The following is an 18,805-nucleotide window of genomic DNA, read 5'->3' as shown; positions in this document are numbered from 1 at the left end:
CCCCGGCTGAGGCGATGGGCCTTTTCTCACGCCCGCTGGCGGGCCGAACCCCTTATTTCGTCAGCTGCTTTTCCAGATCGGCCAGCACGCGATAGCAAGGCATCACCTTGGCGACGCTGCTGTTCGGCTCGCGCCCTTCGCGGATCGCTGCAATGAATTCGCGGTCCTGCAATTCGATGCCGTTGTTGGAGACGGTCACGCCGGTCAGGTCGACCGGCTCTTCCTTGCCCGTCACCAGATCGTCGTAGCGCGCGATCCAGGTGCCGTTGTCGCAGATGTAACGGAAGAAGGTGCCCAGCGGGCCATCGTTGTTGAACGACAGCGAGAGCGTGCAGATCGCGCCGCTTTCGGCCTTGAGCTGGATCGACATGTCCATCGCGATGCCGAGTTCGGGATGGATCGGACCCTGCAGCGCATGCGCCTCCACGATCGGGCCCGCCTGATAGGCGAACAGATCGACCGTGTGCGCGGCGTGATGCCACAGCAGATGATCGGTCCAGCTGCGCGCCTCGCCCTTGGCGTTGATGTTCTTCCGGCGAAAGAAATAGGTCTGCACGTCCATCTGCTGGACGGCGATGTCGCCCGCCACGATCTTGTTGTGGATATATTGGTGGCTGGGATTGAAGCGGCGCGTATGGCCGACCATGCAGACGAGGCCGGTCCGCTTCTGCAGCTCCAGCACGCGCTCGCCATCCGCCAGATTGTCGCAGAGCGGGATCTCGACCTCGACATGCTTGCCCGCTTCCATGCACTGGATCGCCTGGGCGGCGTGCATCTGCGTGGGGGTCGCGAGGATCACGGCGTCGAGACCGGGCTGCGCCAGCGCCTCGGCCAGATCGGTGCAGGCATGGCCGATGCCATATTTGGCGGCGACCGCTTTGGTCGGCTCGATCTCGCGACCGACGACCGAGATCACCTCGACATCGTCGATCAGCTTCAGCGCATCGAGATGCTTTTCACCAAAAGCGCCGGCACCGGCGAGGGCAATTTTCATCGTCATGTTCTCCTCCCCTCCCGCGTGCGGGAGGGGCTGCGGGTGGGCCTGTGCCGGGCGAGGCGAGCGCCCCGGCCGACAGTCTTGCAGTGGAGGTGGACTGCCCACCCCCGCCCCCTCCCGCATGCGGGAGGGGAGAAATACGTCACGCGATCAGCTGTTGCGCCGCCGCGCTATTGGCCTCGATCGCGTCGCTCGGCGGCACGCTGCCGTCCACCGGCTCCAGCACGATATGGCCCACCGCCGTATTGCTGGCGGGCACATGATAATGGCGGTGGAGCATCCGGGTCTCCTTGCCCAATGCGCCGCGCATGATGAGCCACATGACCATCTCGATCCCCTCGGATCCGGTCTCGCGCAGATATTCGATGTGCGGGATGCGGCGGAGCGCATCGCTCGACCCGACCATGCCGTCGAGAAAGCGATTGTCCCACTCCTTGTTGATCAGCCCCGCGCGCTCGCCCTGAAGCTGGTGGCTCATGCCGCCCGTGCCCCAGATCTGCACGTTCAGATCCTCGTCATAGCTCGCCACCGCGCGCGCGATCGCCTCGCCCAGCGCCCAGCAGCGATTGCCCGACGGCGGCGGATAGGTGACGACGTTCACGGCGAGCGGGATCACCCGGCACGGCCATTCCGCAGGCTTCCCGAACATCATGGAGAGCGGCACGGTCAGCCCGTGATCCACGTCCATCTCGTTGATGATCGTCATGTCGAATTCGTCGAGGATGCAGCTCTGCGCGATATGCCAGGCGAGATCGGGATGCCCCTTCACCACCGGCACGGCGCGCGGCCCCCAGCCTTCGTCGGCAGGCTGGAATTCCTCCGCGCAGCCGATCGCGAAGGTCGGGATGATCTTCATGTCGAAGGCGGAGGCATGGTCGTTATAGACCAGCACGATCACGTCGGGCCTGGCCTGCTTCTCCCATTCCTTCGTCCATTCGTATCCGGCGAAGGCGGGGCGCCAATAGTCCTCGGCGGTCTTGTCGAGATCGGAGGCGACCCCCAGCGCGGGAATATGGCTGGAGGCGACCCCTGCGGTGATGCGGGCCATGATCAATATTTCCCCTTGATCGAGCGCACGCCCTCGGGCGAGCGGCCACCGGCGATCATCATCGCCGCATAATCTTCCAGGCTCATGCCGCTCATCGTGCTGACGGCCTGCAGAAAGCTCTTGCCGTCGGTCGAGAAGATCTTGGACAGGAAATAGATGTTCCCGCCCAGATCCAGCAGCCGCGTATAATCGCGGTCCAGCACGGCCTGCTTCTGCTCGGGTGTAAGCTTCCATTCGTCGAGATAGGCGCGCTCGTCCGCCTTCCAGCGCTCGCGATTTTCGGCCTTCATCAGGCTCATCGCGAACTGGTTGAGATGATAGCCCGCCCGCGCGCGCTTCGCCGTGAAGACGCGCGTGCCCGGTATGTCGTCAAACTCCGCCAGATAGGCGTGGATGTCGATCTCCGGTGGCTTACAATCCTGTGTCATGCGGCGATGCTCTCCCTGGAGGGCGCGCCGGGGCCGCCCCTGATATCCTTCTCGATCACGCGGCGCGCACGCACGCCGCCACTGTCGATCGCATAAGCACGCAGCTTCAGATCGGGATTGGCGAGGATCGAGCGCTGCTGCGCTTCGAGGATCTCGATATCCTCGTTGAACACGCCCGATTGCTGGCGCTTGAAGCGCGCGGTGAAGCCCATGTCGGCCACATCGAAATTGCGGGCCATGCCCCAGAAATAGTGGCAGCTCGTCTCGCTCTCCGGCGTCATGCTGTCGATCACGAAGCCGCGCACGCCCTGCACGTCATGATCCGCGAGCGTCGCGCCCGCGCCGACCGGCGCCACGCCGACATCGATGATCACCGATGAAGGCGCCACGAAATGACACACCTGCCAGCGATCGACCGGCCCGTCCTTCTTCAGCGCCCCGCGCCAGAAGGGTGGCGCATCGACGCCCGGCATCCAGCGACTGACCGTCACCGCCTCGCCGTCGCTGGCCGTCTCGATCGGGGCGTGCATCAGTTCGGGCTGGCCGATCGAGCCCGAATGGACGTGCGTTTCGTGCGTCAGGTCCATCAGATTGTCGATCAGCAGGCGATAGTCGCAGCCGACGCGGTCATAGCCGCCGTCGAAGGTCCAGCCTTCGGTGGAGCAGGGCCAGAAATCGGGGATCAAGGCCGGATCGGCGTTGGTTTTCTCGCCCACCCACAGCCATACGAAGCGATGCTTCTCGGCGACCGCATAGGTCTCCACGCAGATCGCCTTGTTGAGCTTTTCAGTCTTGAGCGGCATCTCATCCGCCACGCCGTCCGGCCCCAGCTTCAGGCCGTGATAACGGCAGCGCAGGCTGTCGCCTTCGCGGATCCCCATCGAGAGCGGCAGCAGCCGGTGCGGGCAAGCATCGCGCATCGCGATCACGCGGCGGTCCAGCGTGCGATACAGCACGATCGGCACGCCGCAGATCGTGCGCGCGAGCGGCGTGCGATCCACCTCGGCATCCCAGGCCGCGACATACCAGCGGTTGGTCATCCAACTCGACATGGTGTTTTTTCTCCTCACTCGCCGGCGCTTTAAAGACCCCGTGCCTTCAGCTTCGCGTCGAGGCGGGGGAAGACGCGCCGCGCATTGCCCTCGAAGATGGCGTGCTTCTCCTCGGCGCTCACATCCAGCGCATCGACGTACCGCTTGGTGTCGTCGAAATAGAAGCCGGTGGTGGGATCGATGCCGCGCACCGCGCCCACCATCTCCGATCCGAACAGGATATTCTTGTTTTCGATCACGTCGGCCAGCAGATCGATCCCCGGCTGATGATAGACGCAGGTATCGAAGAACACGTTGTTCATCAGGTGCGTGGCCAGATCCGGCTTCTTCAGCATGTCCGCCAGCCCGCGATAGCGGCCCCAATGATAGGGCACGGCGCCGCCGCCATGCGGGATGATGAAGCGCAAAGTCGGGAAATCCTTGAACAGATCGCCCTCCAGCAATTGCATGAAGGCGATCGTGTCGGCGGCGATATAATAACCGCCCGTGGCGTGCATCGCGGGATTGCAGCTGCCCGAGACGTGGATCATCGCCGGCACGTCCAGCTCGACCATCTTCTCGTAGAAGGGATACCAGTAACGGTCCGTCAGCGGCGGATGGGTGAAATGGCCGCCGCCCGGATCGGGATTGAGATTGCAGCCGATGAAGCCGAGCTCGGTCACGCAGCGCTCCAGCTCCGCGATCGAATGGGTCATGTCCGCCTTGGGGCTCTGCGGCAGCATGCAGACGCCCACGAACGTTTCCGGGAAAAGCCCCACCACGCGCGCGATCAGATCGTTGCAGCGGATCGCCCATTCCTTGGCGACCGCCTCGTCGCCCACATGCGGCGCCATGGCCGAGGCGCGGGGCGAGAAGATCGTCAGATCGGCGCCGCGCTCCTGGATCAGGCGCAGCTGGTTGGCCTCGATCGTCTGGCGGATCTCGTCGTCCGAAATATCCGGATAAGGCGGCGGGGTGGTGCCGGCCTTGAACGCCGCCTTCTGCTCCTCGCGCCAGGCATCGTGCCCCTTGGGCAGGACGGTGTAATGGCCGTGGCAGTCGATGATCAGAGTCATGCGGCTTTTTCCTGTTTTTCCTGCAGGATCGCCGCGATCTTCGCGTCGAGCGATCCCTCTCCCGTCAAACCCATCGCGCCGATCGCGCGCTGGCGCTCCACCGTGCCGCGCGTCATCGCGGAGCCGGTGCCGAGGCCGTCGAGCGTCTTGACGACCTCCTCCATCTCCTCGGCGCGGCGGATGCCGTGGACCATCATCCGTTCGAGATTGTAATCGGCCTTCTCCAGCCAGTCCGTGCCGGGCCAGCTCGCATTGAGCGCGGCGAACACCTCGTCCGTCAGGTCGGCGCGGTGCGCGGCCAGCACGCATTCGGCGGTGAGCGCCTCCAGCCCCTTCACCATCACCGATCGGATCATCTTGGTGGCGGAGGCGGCGCCGATCCCGCCGGGCAGGATGCGCGTCTTCGTGAAGCCGGCCGCGCGCAGCGCCGCATCGCCCGCCTCCGCATGGGGGCCGCTCACCAGCAGGGGCACGGCGCGCTGCGCCGGGTAAACCGGCGCCATCACCGCGACATCCACATAGCGCCCGCCCGCCGCCTCGATCAGCGCGGCGGCGGCGCGCTTGGTATCGGGCGCGACCGAATTCATGTCGCAATAGAGCGTGCCCGGCGCGATCCAGTCCGCGCTTTCCCGCGCGGCGGGCAGCGCCTGATCGGCCGTCACCAGCGAGAGGATCAAGGGCGTCGCGCCAACCGCATCGGCATTGGTGTCACGCGGGATCGCGCCGAGCCGCGCATAATCGGCGCGCTTGGCCGTGCGCGTTGCCGGGCCGTCGGTCTTGCGATCATAGGCGCCGAACGTGACGGGCATAGTCTGCGCGAACGCCTGCGCCGCCTCGCCGAACCCGACGAAATGCAGGTCTGCTCTCTCCATGAGGCCAAGGGCTAGGCACAGGCCGCGCGCGCCGCCAATCGGAAAGCGGTCGAGCTATTCGCTTTCCTGAAGTCTGGTCACGTCGCCAGCCTCCCGCAGCAGAGCGAGAAAGCGCTGCTGGACGAGGGTGGGCCGCCACCCCGTGCGCGTCGTGATGCCGATCGCGCGCTGTCCGCGCGGCAGAGGCGGGCCGATCTGGGCCAGCACGCCGCTCTCCACCTCCATCGCCACCTGCTCGGGCGACAGCAAGGTGAGCAGATCGCTCTCGCGCAGTACGCCCCGGATCACCATCACCGATCCGCACTCGATCGGCGCGGGTGGCGCGGGATGGCCCGCGAACAGATCATGCCAATGCTGGCGCAGCGGCGTTTCGGCATGGCCGATGATCCAGCCATAGCGCGCATAATCGGCCAGAGTGGGCTGCCGCATTTCCCCCAGTGGATGCCCCGCGCGCCCGACCACGACCAGCCGATCCTCGAACAGGGCCTCCTGATCCAACCCGGCCGGCGGCGGATCGCGGAGCGCGCCCACCATCAGATCGATCGCGCCGTCGCGCAGCGGATCGACCAGTTCGCGCCACGATCCTTCGCGTATGTCGATCGCCGCGCGCGGCTCCACGCGCACCAAGGCCGCGATCACGCGCGGCAGCAGCAGGGCGCGCGAGAGCGGCATCGCGCCGATCGTGATCCGGCTGCCGACCCCCGGATCGGGCGAAATCTCGCCGATCGCCGCCGCGATCTCGGTGGCCGCGAGGCGCACGCCGCGCGCCAGCTTGCGCCCCGCCGCCGTCACCACCAGTCCCCGCCCCGACCGCTCGGCCAGAGGCACGCCGCCCAATTGCTCCAGATCGCGCACCGCCCGGTGCAAAGCGGGCTGGGTGATGCCGGTGCGCACCGCCGCGCCCGCGAAGCTGCCCGCCTCCACCAGGCTGAGAAAGGCGTGAAGCTGCGTCGCCGTCATCAGCAGGTCCGGCCGCGCGAAACCCCGCCCGCCCCCGCGCAGGCCGCTCCGCGTCGCCTCCGCCAGATGATCGAGTGCCGCGCTCGCCCGCTCCGCCATCAGCAGCCCCGCCTCGGTCGGCCGCACGCCATCGGCCCGGCGATCGAACAGGGGCGTGCCCAATTGCCGCTCGATCTTGGCGAGCCCCTGCGTCAGCGCCGGTTGCGACAGGCTCACCGCCTGCGCCGCCGCGCTCATGCTGCCCTGCGCGACGATCGCCGCCAGCGCGCGCAGATGGCGCAGATTGAGATCGAAGGGCGCGAGCGACACGATCCTGACTTAGCAAAATCTTATGAGGCTGGTCCAATTGTGATTGGAGCCTGCGAGCCTCGCGCGCCAAGCCCCACGCCAAAGCTTGAAAGCCGCATCTCGAGGAGAGTGAGAATGGCGGGACGTGTCGTCCAGAACATCCAGCGCGCCGACGCCGACGTGATCGACGGCCTCGCCCATGCCGGCGTCGCCACCGTCCACGAGGCGCAGGGGCGCATCGGCCTGCTCGCTCCCTATATGCGCCCCATCTATCCCGGCGCGCGCATCGCGGGGTCCGCCGTCACCATCTCGGCGCCCCCCGGCGACAATTGGATGGTGCATGTCGCGATCGAGCAGCTGAAGCCGTCCGACATCCTCGTCCTCGCCCCTACCTCGCCCTGCTTCGACGGCTATTTCGGCGATCTGCTCGCCACCTCGGCACAGGCGCGCGGCTGTCGCGGCCTCATCATCGATGCGGGCGTGCGCGACGTGCGCGATCTCACGCAGATGAACTTCCCGGTCTGGTCGCGCGCGGTCTACGCGCAGGGCACGGTCAAGGCGGTGCTGGGCTCGGTCAACGTGCCGATCGTGTGCGCCAATGCCGCGATCGAGGCGGGCGACGTGATCGTGGCCGACGATGACGGCGTGTGCGTGGTGAAGCGCGCCGACGCGGCCGAGGTGCTGAAGAAGGCGCAGGCGCGCGAGGCGCTGGAAGAGGCCAAGCGCGTGCGCCTCGCGGCGGGCGAACTGGGCCTCGATATCTACAATATGCGCCCGAAGCTGGAAGAGATGGGGCTGGTCTATGAATAAGCCTTTCCTCCCCATGCACAGCATGGGGAGGGGGACCATGCGCAGCATGGTGGAGGGGAAAATCCCGACCATCGCGCATTGCCCCTCCACCGCTCTGCGAGCGCCCCCCCTCCCCATCTACGATGGGGAGGAATTTCGATGACCGGCATTCCCTGCATGTGGATGCGGGGCGGCACCTCGAAGGGCGGCTTCTTCCTCGCCTCCGACCTCCCCGCCGACATCGCCGCGCGTGACGCCTTCCTGCTTGCCGCGATGGGCTCGCCCGATCCGCGCCAGATCGACGGGATGGGCGGCGCCGATCCGCTGACCTCCAAGGTCGCGGTCGTCTCCCAGTCCGATCGCGACGGCGTCGATGTCGAGTATCTGTTCCTGCAGGTGTTCGTCGATCAGGCGATCGTCACCGATGCGCAGAATTGCGGGAACATGCTGGCGGGCGTCGGCCCTTTCGCGATTGAGCGCGGGCTGGTTCCCGCGACGGGTGACGAAACCAGGGTGGCGATCTTCATGGTCAATACCGGCCAGGTCGCCGTCGCCACCTGCCGGACGCCGGGCGGCATCCCCACCTATGAGGGCACGGCCGCGATCGACGGCGTGCCCGGCACGCACGCGCCCATCCCGCTCGAATTTCGCGACACCGCCGGTTCTTCCTGCGGCGCCCTGCTCCCCACCGGCAATGCGGTGGACATGATCGAGGGCGTCGCCTGCACCCTGATCGACAACGGCATGCCGTGCGTCGTGTTCAAGGCCGAGGCGGTCGGCGCGACCGGCTATGAGGATCGCGACACGCTGGACAGCTGGACCGCGCTGAAGACGCGGATCGAGGCGATCCGGCTGAAGGCCGGCCCGATGATGAATCTGGGCGACGTGAAGGACAAGTCCGTGCCCAAGATGATGCTGGTCGCCCCGCCCGCAAACGGTGGCGCGGTGACGGTGCGCAGCTTCATCCCGCACCGTGCCCACGCCACGATCGGCGTGCTGGGCGCGGTCAGCGTCGCCACCGCCTGCCTGGTCGAGGGCTCGCCCGCCGCCGAGGTCGCCGCGATCCCCGAAGGCACCACCAATACCTTGTCGGTCGAGCATCCCACCGGCGAGATGAGTTGCGTCCTCACGCTGGACGATCAGGGGCAGGTGGCGACCGCCGCCCTCCTCCGCACCGCGCGCAAACTGATGGACGGAGTGATCTTCGCATGAACACCGACGACGTCGTGGATTCCGCAGGCCGCGTCCGCAGCTGGACGCTCACGCCCTCGAAGCCCGCTTACGTGCCGCCCGCCGGCGCGGTGGACGCGCATTGCCACGTCTTCGGCCCCGCCGCCGATTTCCCGTTCAGCCCCAAGGCCAAATATCAGCCGCAGGATGCGACGCCCGACATGCTGTTCGCGCTGCGCGATCGGCTGGGTTTTTCGCGCAACGTGATCGTGCAGGCCAGCTGCCACGGCACGGACAATGCGGCGACGCTGAACGGGATCGCGAAATCGGGCGGCCTCGCGCGCGGCGTCGCCGTGGTCGATCCCGCCATCTCGGACGAGGATCTGGACGCGCTCCACGCCGGCGGCATTCGCGGCATCCGCTTCAATTTCCTGAAGCGCCTCGTCGACGACGCGCCCAAGGACAAGTTCCTCGCCGTCGCGCAGCGCATCCAGCGGCTCGACTGGCACGTCGTCATCTATTTCGAGGCGGACATCCTCGAAGAGATGAAGCCCTTCATCGCCGCCATCCCGGTGCCCGTCGTGATCGATCATATGGGCCGGCCGGACGTGACGCAGGGCCCCGACGGCGCGGACATGACGGCGTTCCGCGCGCTGCTCGACAGCCGCGACGATATCTGGGTGAAGGTCACCTGCCCCGACCGGCTCGATCCGGCGGGCGAGCCCTATGACGATTTCGTCGCCGCCGTGCGCCCGCTGGTGGAAACCTATCCCGATCGGATCCTGTGGGGCACGGACTGGCCGCACCCCAATATGGAGACGCGCATTCCCGACGATGGCGGCCTCGTCGACATCATCCCGCGCATCGCCGTGACGGACGAATTGCAGCGCAAGCTGCTCGTCGACAATCCCATGCGTCTTTACTGGGCCGATTGAGGTCCGGCGGGGCCTGCGGTTCCGCCCACTTCCTGAATGACGCGCTCCCGGCTCCCCGGTTTTGTCATTTTTTTGCAACGCTGACCCAGCCAATTCCGCCCAATAGCGGCGCGACAATCCGCCCGACAGGGCGATGAATCGGCAGATATCCGCAAATCTCCTCGCGCCTGCGCCGGAATCACGCATGCCCCATGTCTGGAATGTTTCCAGGCGGGATGGCCGGCAATTCGTCAGATAAGTTAATACTTGATGAATAAAATTGTAACCATTACCCCTTCGAGTCGGGGGAGCCGCTCGGCTCGAACAGGGAAGGTCCAACCATGAAGAAGATGAGCCGTTTTCTCGGCATGATGTCGGCTGCGCTGGTGAGTACGGCTGTTGCGACCAACGCGGATGCATTGACGATCAATCTCGTCAATACTGGCGGCGTCGAACAAGGCACCGCGGCTTATATCGGCTTCCGGGCGGCCGCCGATTACTGGGAATCGGTCCTGACCGATGATGTGACCCTGAATTTCCGTGTCGGATTTACCTCCGTTGGATTTGCGCCGACCACGCTCGGCCAGGCGTCCAGCTCCTCCGGCACCAAGTCGACCTCTTCGTGGAAGACGGCTCTGACCAACGATGCCACCACGGCGCTCGATGCATCGGTGGTCGCCAATCTTCCGAACATCACGACCGCCAATGTCCGGTTGAACACCTCGCTGCAAAAGGCGCTGGGCCTCTACACCGGGTCGGCCACCGCCAATGACGCGACGATCACGTTCAACAGCGCCCGCGCGTTCGACTTCGATACGCGCGATGGTTTCCAGACGGCGTCGTCGGACTTCATCAGTGTCGCGGTGCATGAAATGGGCCATGCGCTCGGCTTCACCAGCGCGGTCGGCCAGAATACGACCAACAATTCGACCCCGAGCAATACGGACATGTTCCGCTACAAGAACGGCGTGTGGGACACCACCTGGGGCGGCGATCCCTATTTCTCGATCGACGGCGGTGCGACCGAATTCATGGGCAATGCCGGTTTCTCGGCCGGCCCGGACGGCTTCCAGACCTCGCACTGGCGCGAGGGCGGCCGTATCCATGACGGCGTGAGCTGCACGATCCTGACCGAGCCGCAGGTCGGCATTCTCGATCCGACCGGCGGCATCTGCCAGGAAGGCATCGTCACCGCGCAGGATCTCGCGATCATGGATGCGATGGGCTGGAACCTCAATCTCGATATCCTGCAGAATCTCGACTACAAGATGACGACCTCGCAGATCCTGACCAATTACCTGAACGCGCAGAGCGCGGTTCCGGAATCGTCGACCTGGGCGATGATGATCGTCGGCTTCGGCTTCGTCGGCGCCGGCCTGCGCCGCCGCGATGCCAAGGTTCGCACGAAGGTTCGGTTCGCCTGACAACAAGGGAGGCTGCGGACTTCGGCCCGCAGCCTCCTTCTTCCATAATCGTCGCTGCCTTGCGGAGAAGACCATGATCGCCTTCGTCATATCCGCCGCGCTGGTTGCGGCCGCCGCGCCCGGAACAGGCCTCGCCCCGGCGCAGAAGCGGGAGCTTGCCGCCGCGATCGTCTGCCCCGAACGCCTGCCGGACGATCAGGCCCGCATCCGGAGCGCCCGCTCCTTCTACGAACTGTATGGCCGCTTCCGCCCCGGCTCCCACGCCGGCGAGCGCATGGCCTATCGCGACACGTTGCTCCATGCCCGGAAATGCAGCGCGCAGGGCGATGCCCTGATTCATACCTTCCCGGAGAGCTGACGCTTCCGTCAGTCACCCGCCCGGCCGATTTCGCCCAGGCGGGATCCTTGCCTTTCGCCGGCCACCGCGGCCTCCCGCCGCCGCACGATCAGCGGCAGGCCCGCGCCAGGAAATCGAAGATGCGCGGATCCTCGCTCATCGCCACGTTGAAGCGCAGATGATCGCCCCAGCGTCCTTCCGCTGAAAAGACGTTGCCGGGGGCCAGCACGATATTCTCGGCCAGCGCCTTTCGCGCGAGCGCGGTGGCATCCATCCCCTCGGGCAGGCGCGCCCAGACGAACAGACCCGCCGCCGGATCGTGCCACGGCTCGATCCCTACCCGGCGTAACTGCGTCAGCGTCTGCGCGGTCACGCGGGCGAGGCGCGCGCGCACGCTTTCCATGTGGCGGCGGTGGCTACTGTCGGTCAGCACCGCGTGCAGCAGATTGGCCGAGAGCGGATTGCCCGACATGGAGGTGGCGATGCGCAGATCCGCCAGCCCCTCGATCCATTCGGGCCTGGCCGCGATATGCCCGCAGCGCACCGCCGCCGACACCGATTTGGAGAAGCTGCCCACGCGGATCACGCGCTCCAGTCCGTCGAAGGCGGCGAGGCGCGGGGCCGTCTCATGTTCGAAATCCGCGAAGATATCGTCCTCGATGATGACGAGGTCGTTCGCCTCGGCCAGTTTCAGCAGGCGGTGCGCGGTCGGCGCGGAGAGGATCGCGCCGGTCGGGTTATGGACGGCCGAATTGGTGAGGTAGAGGCGCGGGCCGTGCTCGGCCACCGCCGCCGCGAAGGCCGCCATGTCGGGCCCGTGTGGCGTCATCGGCACGCCGATCACCTTGGCCCGGTGCGCGCGCAGCAACGCGAGGAAGTTGAAATAGCAGGGATCGTCGACCAGCACCGTATCGCCCGGTGAGAGCAGGAAACGACAGACAAGGTCCACCGCATGCGATCCGCTGTCGGTGAGCAGGATCTGGTCGGGCGAGGCTTCCACGCCCTGATCCGCCAGCCGCCGCGCAAGCAGGGCGCGCAGCGGCTCCGGCCCCTTGGCCGAGGCGTAAGCGGTGATCGGCTCGTCCGCGCGGGCGGCGGCGCGCATCGCCCGGCGCAGCGCCTCGCCCGGCAGCCAGTCGTCCGGCAGCCAGCCGCATCCGGCCATGATCGCGCCCGGCCGTGTCGCCAGCGACTGGCGCAACATCCACAGCGGATCGACCTCGCGATCCACCTCCGCCCCCAGCCGGTCGAGCGCGAGCGGCGCGAGCGGCGCCGCCACATAGAAGCCCGATCCCGAGCGCGGCCGGATCACGCCTTCGGCCGCCAGCCGGGCATAGGCCTCCACCACGGTCGATTTCGAGAAACCGCTCGAATCGGCCATCGCCCGCACCGAGGGCAGGCGCGCGCCGGGCGTGAGCGAGCGCCGCTCGATTCGGTCGCGGATCGCCTCCATCACCCTGCCCGTCCGCGTGTCCGCGCCCTCGATCGTCGCCATTGTACCTGTTCATCCGCCAGTACAGTTCTTTCCAATCGTACTGCTCCGTCCCTGTTCGCACCAGCCCCTTCGGCGCATGGGCCCCGTCGCAAGGAGAAAGACCATGACTCACCGGACGCTGATCGCCACCTCGCTGCTGACGCTGCTCGCCGCCCCCGCCGCGACCCAGACGCCCGTCACGGGCGCGGATCGCGTGGCGATCCGGCTCGATCATATCGACCGTCACCCCGCCACCCCCGCCGCCGCGCGGCGGACGCTCTCGCGCATCGATCGCGCGGTGACGGAGGCGTGCGGCGCATCGGGCTTCAGCCTGCGCGAAGTGAAGCAGGCGACCCGCGATTCCGCCTGCTGGCGCGAGACGATGGCCGATGCCGTGTCGCAGGTGGACAGCCCGCTGCTGCATCAGGTCTATGCCGAAAGAGCGGCGGGGGATGCGAAGCATGCGCTGTAAGTTCCGGCTGGTCGACGTCTTCGGCAGTGGGCCGTGGAGCGGCAATCCGCTCGCGGTGATCACCGCCGCCGCCGACCTCTCGACCGAGGAGATGCAGCGCATCACCCGCTGGCTGAATCTCTCCGAGACGGCCTTCCTGCTCCCGCCGATCGCGGCGGAGGCCGACTATCGCGTGCGGATCTTCACGCTCGCGCATGAACTGCCCTTCGCCGGCCATCCTACGCTGGGCAGTTGCCATGCGTGGCTGGAGGCCGGCGGACAGCCGCGAGCGGCGGATGCCGTGGTGCAGGAGTGCGGCGCGGGGCTGGTGCGGATCGCGCGCGCGGGCGACAGGCTCGCTTTCGCGGCACCGCCGCTCCGCCGGAGCGGGACGCCCACGACGGAGGACCTGGACGCCGCCTGCGCGCAGATGGGGATCGCGCGCGATGCGGTGGTCGATGCCAACTGGGTCGATAACGGACCCGGCTGGATCGCCCTCCTGCTCGGCTCGGCGGAGGAGGTGCTGGCGGTGGAGCCGGTGCGCCACAGCGACAAACCCGTCGCGATCGGGCTCGTGGGCCCGCACGCGCCCGGCCGGGATGCGGCGTTCGAGGTGCGCGCCCTCTTCAGCGATGCGCAGGGCGGGCTGATCGAGGATCCCGCGACGGGGAGCCTCAACGCCTCCCTCGCCCAATGGCTGTTCACCAGCGGCCGGGCATCGGGCGCTTACATCGCGGCACAAGGCACCCGCCTCGGCCGCAGCGCGCGCATCCATGCCTCGCGGGATGCGGACGGACAGGTCTGGATCGGCGGCAACACCGTCACGATGGCCAGCGGCGCCATCGCGATCTGAACTCGCTCCCTCAAACCCGTTCGTGCTGAGCTTGTCGAAGCACCGTCCTGCTTTCTTCGGACGCGAAGCAAAGGCAGAACGGCACTTCGACAAGCTCAGTGCGAACGAAGGAAGTAAAAGCAAACGGGACTGAACGAAAAAGCCGAGGGACGGATCGCTCCATCCCCCGGCTTTTTCGTTCGCTGCGGCGCGGCGCCCCCGGGGCACCGCGCTGCAACTCGACGATCTCAGTAGGCAGCCGAGAGCGTCACGAACCACTGGCGCGGTGCGATCGGATAGGCCGACCAGCTGTTCGTGGCCGAACCGACCGACACGGTCGACCAGCCCTTCTTCTTCGTCAGGTTCGTCACGTTGAGCGACAGCTCCATCTTCTTCAGCGGCAGCGTGCCCTCCGGCAGGCGCGCGCCGATCCGGCCCGAGATCATGAAGTAGGACGGCACGCTCGCATCGTTCGAATAGGTGCTGAAGCGGCGGCCCACGAAATCGCCGATGCCTTGCAGCTCGAAGATGCCGGCCGAGACGGTCGCGACCGTCTTGTTCATCCACTTCGGCGTGCCCGGAAGCTGCTTGCCGCAGGTCGGCACGATGCCGCCCGTGACGAGGAAGCCGCCGATGCAGGTGTCGCTGGCCGCGCCGATGCCGCTCGCCGTCGACGTATAATCGCTCTGATATTTGGAGAGATTGTACGAGACCGCATTGTACAGCGAGAAGTGGCTGCCGACGCGCACCGTGAAGGCCGCATCCACGCCGTCCGTCTTCACGTCGCCCACGTTCACCAGCGTCGAAGTGCCGCCGGTGATGCCGCTGCCGGCAATGCCGCCCGGATTGGTCGGAATGGCGAGCAGGCGGTTGCTGAAGTCGACATGATAGTAATTGACCTGCGCGTTCAGCGAGATGCCGTTGTCGAACGTGCGGTTGGTGCGGACGCCCACTTCATAGGTCCAGCTGCTCTCCGGCTTGCCCTGATCGGCAAACGCATCGAACGCCGCCTGGCTGCCCGTGAACCAGGGGCCGCCACCACCCGCCAGATAGGCCGAGTACTGGCGCAGATTCTTCTGGACGTTGAAATAGAGCTGCTCATGCCCGTTGAAGTCGTAGCTCGCGCCGACGGCGGGCAGGAACCACTTCAGCGTGTTGATCTTGCCCTGCGGCAGCGCGGTCGTGCCGCCGAGCGAGCCGACCACGGGCTGGACCGGATATTTGCCGTCCGCCCACTGCGCGCTGGTCTTGAAGCCCGCTTGGAACAGCAGCTTGTCGAACACCTGCCAGCTGTCCTGCAGGTGGAGCTGCAGCTGGTTGATGCTGGCATCGCCCTGATATTGCGTGAACAGCGGCGTCATCACGTCGCGCGGGCGGACGTAGGGCGTGCTCAGGCTCAGATTGTTGACGGGCACGGCATACCAACGGCGCCACTGGGTCGTGCTGTTATGCTCGAACCAGCCGCCGAACTCGATCTTGTGCCGCCCCAGATCGACATTCATCGCGGAGATCACGCCCTCGCGATCGATGCGATATTCGGTGGTGCGCGTGATCAGGCCCGATCCGCCGGTCGCAGCGACCAGCGCGGCGCCCGCCGCCGTCGCCTGGGCCGCCGTGAGCGCGGTGCAGGCGGCCGGGCGCACGCCGTTCGCATTGGCCGCGAAGCGGCAATTGCTCGGCAGCGTCGCATAGGCCGGATCGAGATAGGGCTGGGCGGTCGTGATCGACTGGCCGAGCGGCCCCGCGACGACGCCGGCGCCATCATTGTGGTGATAGTAGCCGGTGGTGGACCAGCTGATATTGTCGGCCAGCTTGGTGTCGAGGCGGACGTAACCGAGATAATCGGTGCGCTGCGCGTCCGAATAATAGTTGCGGTAATTGCTGCCTTCCGCTGCGGGCGAATTGCCCGCCGCGCTCAGATAAGGCGACTGATAGGCTGCGAAATTCGGGTAGAAGAAGGGCTTGCTGTAGGGCGTGTAGAGCTGAACCGCCGTCGCCGTGCCGCCGGCCGAAGGCTTGAAGAAGACGGTCGCGTCCTCGTTCGGCTGGGTCATGTCGTTATAGTCGAAATAGGCCGTCAGCTTGCCCCAGCTGTCGTCGTGGACGAACTTTGCGTTGGCCTGATAGCCGCCCTGCTTGCCGTTGAAGTCCCACGCACGGGCATGCTGGCGCGAGGCCGAGATATAGGCCTTGTTGCCGCCGCCGAAATTGCCGCTGTCGATGCGGGCATAGGTGCGGGACGTGCTGTAGCTGCCCAGCGTCTGCGCGGCCTGCACGCCGAATTCGTCCTGCGGGTTGGACGAGAAGGTTTCGACCGTACCACCCAGATTGCTGTTCGAGGCGGTCGCCAGATCGCCCGCGCCCGTCGCCACCACGACGCGGCCGACATTTTCCGAGATCACGGCGCGCTGCGGCGAGAGGCCGTTATAATTGCCGTAGCTCTGGTCGCCCAGCGGAATGCCGTCCATCGTGTAGCCGAGCTGGTTGGCGGCGAAACCATGGATGAAGATCTGCGCGTTCTGCTCGTTATAGCCCCACGGATCGGCCGTGATGTAGAGCACGCCCGGCAGCGTCTGGATCGCTTTCAGCGGCGAGATGCCGGGCAGGATCTTCTGGATCTCGGCCGACGGGATCGCGGTCGCGGAGCGGGTCGCCTTGGCGGTGACGAGGATCGCGCCCGCATCGCCTTCTTCGGCGGCCGGAGCCGCCACATCGGCCGCAGGCGCATCCGCCGGGGTTGCCGCATGGGCGCCCGCGGCGCACCCTACCATCAACGCGAAAAGCGAAGTTCGAACGATCGACATGGCCTACCCCTTTTATGTCCGCAGCGGACGTTGCTCGGGGCGGATAGGATCGGGCTGATGGAGCTTCGGCGACTCATTTGTTACAGTTTCATGAAATGGCCGAATTCGTTCTAATTCGCTGTCACTGAAGCGTCGCGGACACACTCTAGCCGATGGGCCGTCCGGCCGGGCGGTTGTGACAAAGAAGTAACGGAGACCCGATGTGATCACCCTCGCCCTGCTGCTGGCCGCGACCCCGGCCCCGACCCTGACGCATGAGCGCCCGGTGGTGATCGCGCACCGCGGCGCATCAGGCGAGCGGCCCGAGCATACGTTGGAGGCCTATCGCGTCGCCATTTCCGAGGGCGCCGACTTTATCGAACCCGATCTGGTGATGACGAAGGACGGCCATATGGTCGCCCGCCACGAAAATGAGATTTCGGGCACCACCGACGTCGCCTCGCACCTCGAATTCGCCGCGCGCAAGACGACCAAGACGATCGACGGCCACCCGATCACTGGCTGGTTCACCGAGGATTTCACGCTGGCCGAGATCAAGACGCTGCGCGCGCGCGCGCGGATGCCGCAGCTGCGCCCGGCCAATGCCGCCGCCTATGACGGCAAGTTCGAAATCCCCACGCTGGACGAGATCCTCGCCTTCGTGGCCGCGCAGGACAAGGCGACGGGCCGCCGCGTCGGCATCTATCCCGAGATCAAGCACGGCACCTATTTCCAGTCGCTGCACCTGGCGATGGAGCGCCCGCTGATCGCCGCGCTCGCCAAGGCGGGCTACACCAAGCGCACCGATCCGATCATCATCCAGTCCTTCGAGGTGAACAATCTGAAGGCGCTGCATGGGATGACGAAGCTGAAGCTCGTCCAGCTCGTCGCCAGCGCGGAAGGCCCGCCCGATGTGCCCGGCCTCACTTACGCCCAGATGGTGACGCCCGCCGGGCTCAAGACGATCGCCACCTATGCGCAGGCGGTCGGCGCCGAAAAGCCGCTGATCGTGCCGCGCGATGCCGAGGGCCGCTCGCTGCCGCCGACGACGCTGATCGCCGATGCCCATGCGGCCGGGCTGATCGTCCATGCCTGGACCTTCCGCTCCGAAAATTACTTCCTGCCGCTCGAACTGCGCAAGGGCGCGTCCCCCGCCGATCATGGCGATGCGGCCGCCGAATATAAGATGTTCTACGATCTCGGCGTCGACGGCCTGTTCAGCGAATTCCCGGCCGAGGCGGTGGCGGCGCTCCCGCGCTGAGGCCCGCGCCGGGCGCGGGACATCCGCCGATCCGGAGATCCCGACGGGACAGTTTTGAGACCCCCAACTCCCGTTCGTTCTGAGCTTGTCGAAGAACGTGCTGCAAGCGTGGAGTCTGAAGCCCGTGCTTCGACAAGCTCAGAACGAACGGGTCAGGCGCGACGGAGCGGACTATCGCGGCGCATCCCACGCTCCTTCCCCACCAACCCGACTGGACTTGGCCGCACGCCATCGCCACATCGGGGATCGGGAGATTGCCATGCGGATCGAAGATATTTCCGATGAGGTCGCCGCCACCGCCTTTCGCAGGCTGGTGCGCCACCTTCGCCAGCGGACCGACGTTCAGAATGTCGATCTGATGGGAACGGGCGGCTTCTGCCGCAATTGCCTGGCCGACTGGATCACCGAGGCGAGCGGCGGTGCCGTGGCCAAGGACGATGCACGCGAGGCGGTTTACGGCATGCCGCAGGCCGAGTGGAAGGCGCGGCATCAGACCGAGGCGACCCCGGAGCAACTCGCACGCATGGAAGAAAGCGTCGCGCGCAACCGGCTGGACGAGGCTCTGGACGAAGCGCTCGACGAAAGTTTCCCCGCCAGCGATCCGCCGTCCTATAGCGAACCGGGCGGCCGCCGCTGAACACATTCGCCCCGATCGCCCGACGCGGCGATC

The 18,805-nt window shown here is 66.5% G+C and carries 18 protein-coding genes; 9 read left to right on the top strand and 9 right to left on the bottom strand.

Features of this window, described 5'->3' with window-relative positions; genetic code table 11:
* Positions 1-52 precede the first annotated feature (52 nt).
* The 7 genes from HL653_RS09770 to HL653_RS09740 form a co-directional block, all read right to left on the bottom strand.
* Positions 53-994, bottom strand: coding sequence for a Gfo/Idh/MocA family oxidoreductase (locus HL653_RS09770; protein ID WP_171746879.1), 942 nt, complete (start codon positions 992-994; stop codon positions 53-55).
* A 145-nt stretch (positions 995-1,139) separates the two neighbouring features.
* Positions 1,140-2,045, bottom strand: a complete 906-nt coding sequence (locus HL653_RS09765; RefSeq protein WP_171744364.1) for a class III extradiol dioxygenase subunit beta — start codon at positions 2,043-2,045, stop codon at positions 1,140-1,142.
* A gap of 2 nt (positions 2,046-2,047) precedes the next feature.
* Entirely contained in the window at positions 2,048-2,473 is a 426-nt protein-coding gene (gene ligA / locus HL653_RS09760) for a protocatechuate 4,5-dioxygenase subunit alpha (RefSeq protein ID WP_171744363.1), read from the bottom strand.
* A complete protein-coding gene (locus tag HL653_RS09755) occupies positions 2,470-3,525 on the bottom strand; it encodes an aromatic ring-hydroxylating dioxygenase subunit alpha (protein ID WP_171744362.1) in 1,056 nt (351 codons plus the stop codon). Before HL653_RS09755 ends, ligA begins: the two co-directional genes overlap by 4 nt.
* Positions 3,526-3,554: 29 nt before the next feature.
* Positions 3,555-4,580 (bottom strand): amidohydrolase family protein, encoded by a 1,026-nt coding sequence (locus tag HL653_RS09750; protein WP_171744361.1) that lies wholly within the window; start codon positions 4,578-4,580, stop codon positions 3,555-3,557.
* Positions 4,577-5,452, bottom strand: a complete 876-nt coding sequence (locus HL653_RS09745; RefSeq protein ID WP_171744360.1) for an NAD(P)-dependent oxidoreductase — start codon at positions 5,450-5,452, stop codon at positions 4,577-4,579. Before HL653_RS09745 ends, HL653_RS09750 begins: the two co-directional genes overlap by 4 nt.
* 54 nt (positions 5,453-5,506) lie before the next feature.
* Entirely contained in the window at positions 5,507-6,721 is a 1,215-nt protein-coding gene (locus HL653_RS09740) for a LysR family transcriptional regulator (RefSeq protein ID WP_171744359.1), read from the bottom strand.
* 114 nt (positions 6,722-6,835) lie between these two features.
* On the opposite strand from HL653_RS09740, the gene ligK reads away from it, so the two are divergent.
* The 5 genes from ligK (at position 6,836) to HL653_RS09715 (ending at position 11,355) form a co-directional block, all read left to right on the top strand.
* On the top strand, positions 6,836-7,510 hold the full coding sequence (ligK, locus tag HL653_RS09735) for a 4-carboxy-4-hydroxy-2-oxoadipate aldolase/oxaloacetate decarboxylase (RefSeq protein WP_171744358.1): 675 nt from the start codon (positions 6,836-6,838) through the stop codon (positions 7,508-7,510).
* Between the two features lie 138 nt (positions 7,511-7,648).
* Positions 7,649-8,701 carry a 4-oxalomesaconate tautomerase gene (locus HL653_RS09730; protein ID WP_253717821.1) on the top strand — a complete coding sequence of 351 codons (1,053 nt, stop codon included), beginning with the start codon at positions 7,649-7,651 and terminating at the stop codon, positions 8,699-8,701.
* On the top strand, positions 8,698-9,594 hold the full coding sequence (locus HL653_RS09725; RefSeq protein WP_171744357.1) for an amidohydrolase: 897 nt from the start codon (positions 8,698-8,700) through the stop codon (positions 9,592-9,594). Before HL653_RS09730 ends, HL653_RS09725 begins: the two co-directional genes overlap by 4 nt.
* Positions 9,595-9,914: 320 nt before the next feature.
* A complete protein-coding gene (locus HL653_RS23955; RefSeq protein WP_216599967.1) occupies positions 9,915-10,997 on the top strand; it encodes an NF038122 family metalloprotease in 1,083 nt (360 codons plus the stop codon).
* 73 nt (positions 10,998-11,070) lie between these two features.
* Entirely contained in the window at positions 11,071-11,355 is a 285-nt protein-coding gene (locus HL653_RS09715) for a hypothetical protein (protein WP_171744356.1), read from the top strand.
* An 88-nt stretch (positions 11,356-11,443) separates the two neighbouring features.
* Here the strand turns inward: HL653_RS09715 and HL653_RS09710 are convergent, their stop codons facing one another.
* Positions 11,444-12,829, bottom strand: coding sequence for a PLP-dependent aminotransferase family protein (locus HL653_RS09710; RefSeq protein WP_171744355.1), 1,386 nt, complete (start codon positions 12,827-12,829; stop codon positions 11,444-11,446).
* 103 nt (positions 12,830-12,932) lie between these two features.
* Here HL653_RS09710 and HL653_RS09705 point away from each other — a divergent pair, with 103 nt between their 5' ends.
* Complete coding sequence (locus tag HL653_RS09705) at positions 12,933-13,280, top strand: UrcA family protein (protein ID WP_171744354.1); 348 nt, start codon at positions 12,933-12,935, stop codon at positions 13,278-13,280.
* Positions 13,270-14,112 (top strand): PhzF family phenazine biosynthesis protein, encoded by an 843-nt coding sequence (locus HL653_RS09700; protein ID WP_171744353.1) that lies wholly within the window; start codon positions 13,270-13,272, stop codon positions 14,110-14,112. The genes HL653_RS09705 and HL653_RS09700 overlap by 11 nt, the downstream gene beginning before the upstream one ends.
* Positions 14,113-14,339: 227 nt before the next feature.
* On the opposite strand, the gene HL653_RS09695 is transcribed toward HL653_RS09700, so the two are convergent.
* Positions 14,340-16,895 carry a TonB-dependent receptor gene (locus HL653_RS09695; RefSeq protein WP_171744352.1) on the bottom strand — a complete coding sequence of 852 codons (2,556 nt, stop codon included), beginning with the start codon at positions 16,893-16,895 and terminating at the stop codon, positions 14,340-14,342.
* 202 nt (positions 16,896-17,097) lie between these two features.
* Here HL653_RS09695 and HL653_RS09690 point away from each other — a divergent pair, with 202 nt between their 5' ends.
* On the top strand, positions 17,098-18,135 hold the full coding sequence (locus HL653_RS09690; protein ID WP_171744351.1) for a glycerophosphodiester phosphodiesterase: 1,038 nt from the start codon (positions 17,098-17,100) through the stop codon (positions 18,133-18,135).
* 259 nt (positions 18,136-18,394) lie between these two features.
* A complete protein-coding gene (locus HL653_RS09685) occupies positions 18,395-18,772 on the top strand; it encodes a DUF1244 domain-containing protein (protein ID WP_171744350.1) in 378 nt (125 codons plus the stop codon).
* Positions 18,773-18,805: the final 33 nt, after the last annotated feature.

Source organism: Sphingomonas sp. AP4-R1 (genome assembly GCF_013113735.1).
GTDB lineage: Bacteria > Pseudomonadota > Alphaproteobacteria > Sphingomonadales > Sphingomonadaceae > Sphingomonas_I.
This window is presented reverse-complemented; position numbering and strand designations above follow the sequence as displayed.

Coding starts and splice junctions, on each gene's coding strand:
- HL653_RS09770 (WP_171746879.1), bottom strand. CDS start 994: ATGAAAATTGCCCTCGCCGGTGCCGGCGCTTTTGGTGAAAAGCATCTC.
- HL653_RS09765 (WP_171744364.1), bottom strand. CDS start 2,045: ATGGCCCGCATCACCGCAGGGGTCGCCTCCAGCCATATTCCCGCGCTG.
- ligA (WP_171744363.1), bottom strand. CDS start 2,473: ATGACACAGGATTGTAAGCCACCGGAGATCGACATCCACGCCTATCTG.
- HL653_RS09755 (WP_171744362.1), bottom strand. CDS start 3,525: ATGTCGAGTTGGATGACCAACCGCTGGTATGTCGCGGCCTGGGATGCC.
- HL653_RS09750 (WP_171744361.1), bottom strand. CDS start 4,580: ATGACTCTGATCATCGACTGCCACGGCCATTACACCGTCCTGCCCAAG.
- HL653_RS09745 (WP_171744360.1), bottom strand. CDS start 5,452: ATGGAGAGAGCAGACCTGCATTTCGTCGGGTTCGGCGAGGCGGCGCAG.
- ligK (WP_171744358.1), top strand. CDS start 6,836: ATGGCGGGACGTGTCGTCCAGAACATCCAGCGCGCCGACGCCGACGTG.
- HL653_RS09730 (WP_253717821.1), top strand. CDS start 7,649: ATGACCGGCATTCCCTGCATGTGGATGCGGGGCGGCACCTCGAAGGGC.
- HL653_RS09725 (WP_171744357.1), top strand. CDS start 8,698: ATGAACACCGACGACGTCGTGGATTCCGCAGGCCGCGTCCGCAGCTGG.
- HL653_RS23955 (WP_216599967.1), top strand. CDS start 9,915: ATGAAGAAGATGAGCCGTTTTCTCGGCATGATGTCGGCTGCGCTGGTG.
- HL653_RS09715 (WP_171744356.1), top strand. CDS start 11,071: ATGATCGCCTTCGTCATATCCGCCGCGCTGGTTGCGGCCGCCGCGCCC.
- HL653_RS09710 (WP_171744355.1), bottom strand. CDS start 12,829: ATGGCGACGATCGAGGGCGCGGACACGCGGACGGGCAGGGTGATGGAG.
- HL653_RS09705 (WP_171744354.1), top strand. CDS start 12,933: ATGACTCACCGGACGCTGATCGCCACCTCGCTGCTGACGCTGCTCGCC.
- HL653_RS09700 (WP_171744353.1), top strand. CDS start 13,270: ATGCGCTGTAAGTTCCGGCTGGTCGACGTCTTCGGCAGTGGGCCGTGG.
- HL653_RS09695 (WP_171744352.1), bottom strand. CDS start 16,895: ATGTCGATCGTTCGAACTTCGCTTTTCGCGTTGATGGTAGGGTGCGCC.
- HL653_RS09685 (WP_171744350.1), top strand. CDS start 18,395: ATGCGGATCGAAGATATTTCCGATGAGGTCGCCGCCACCGCCTTTCGC.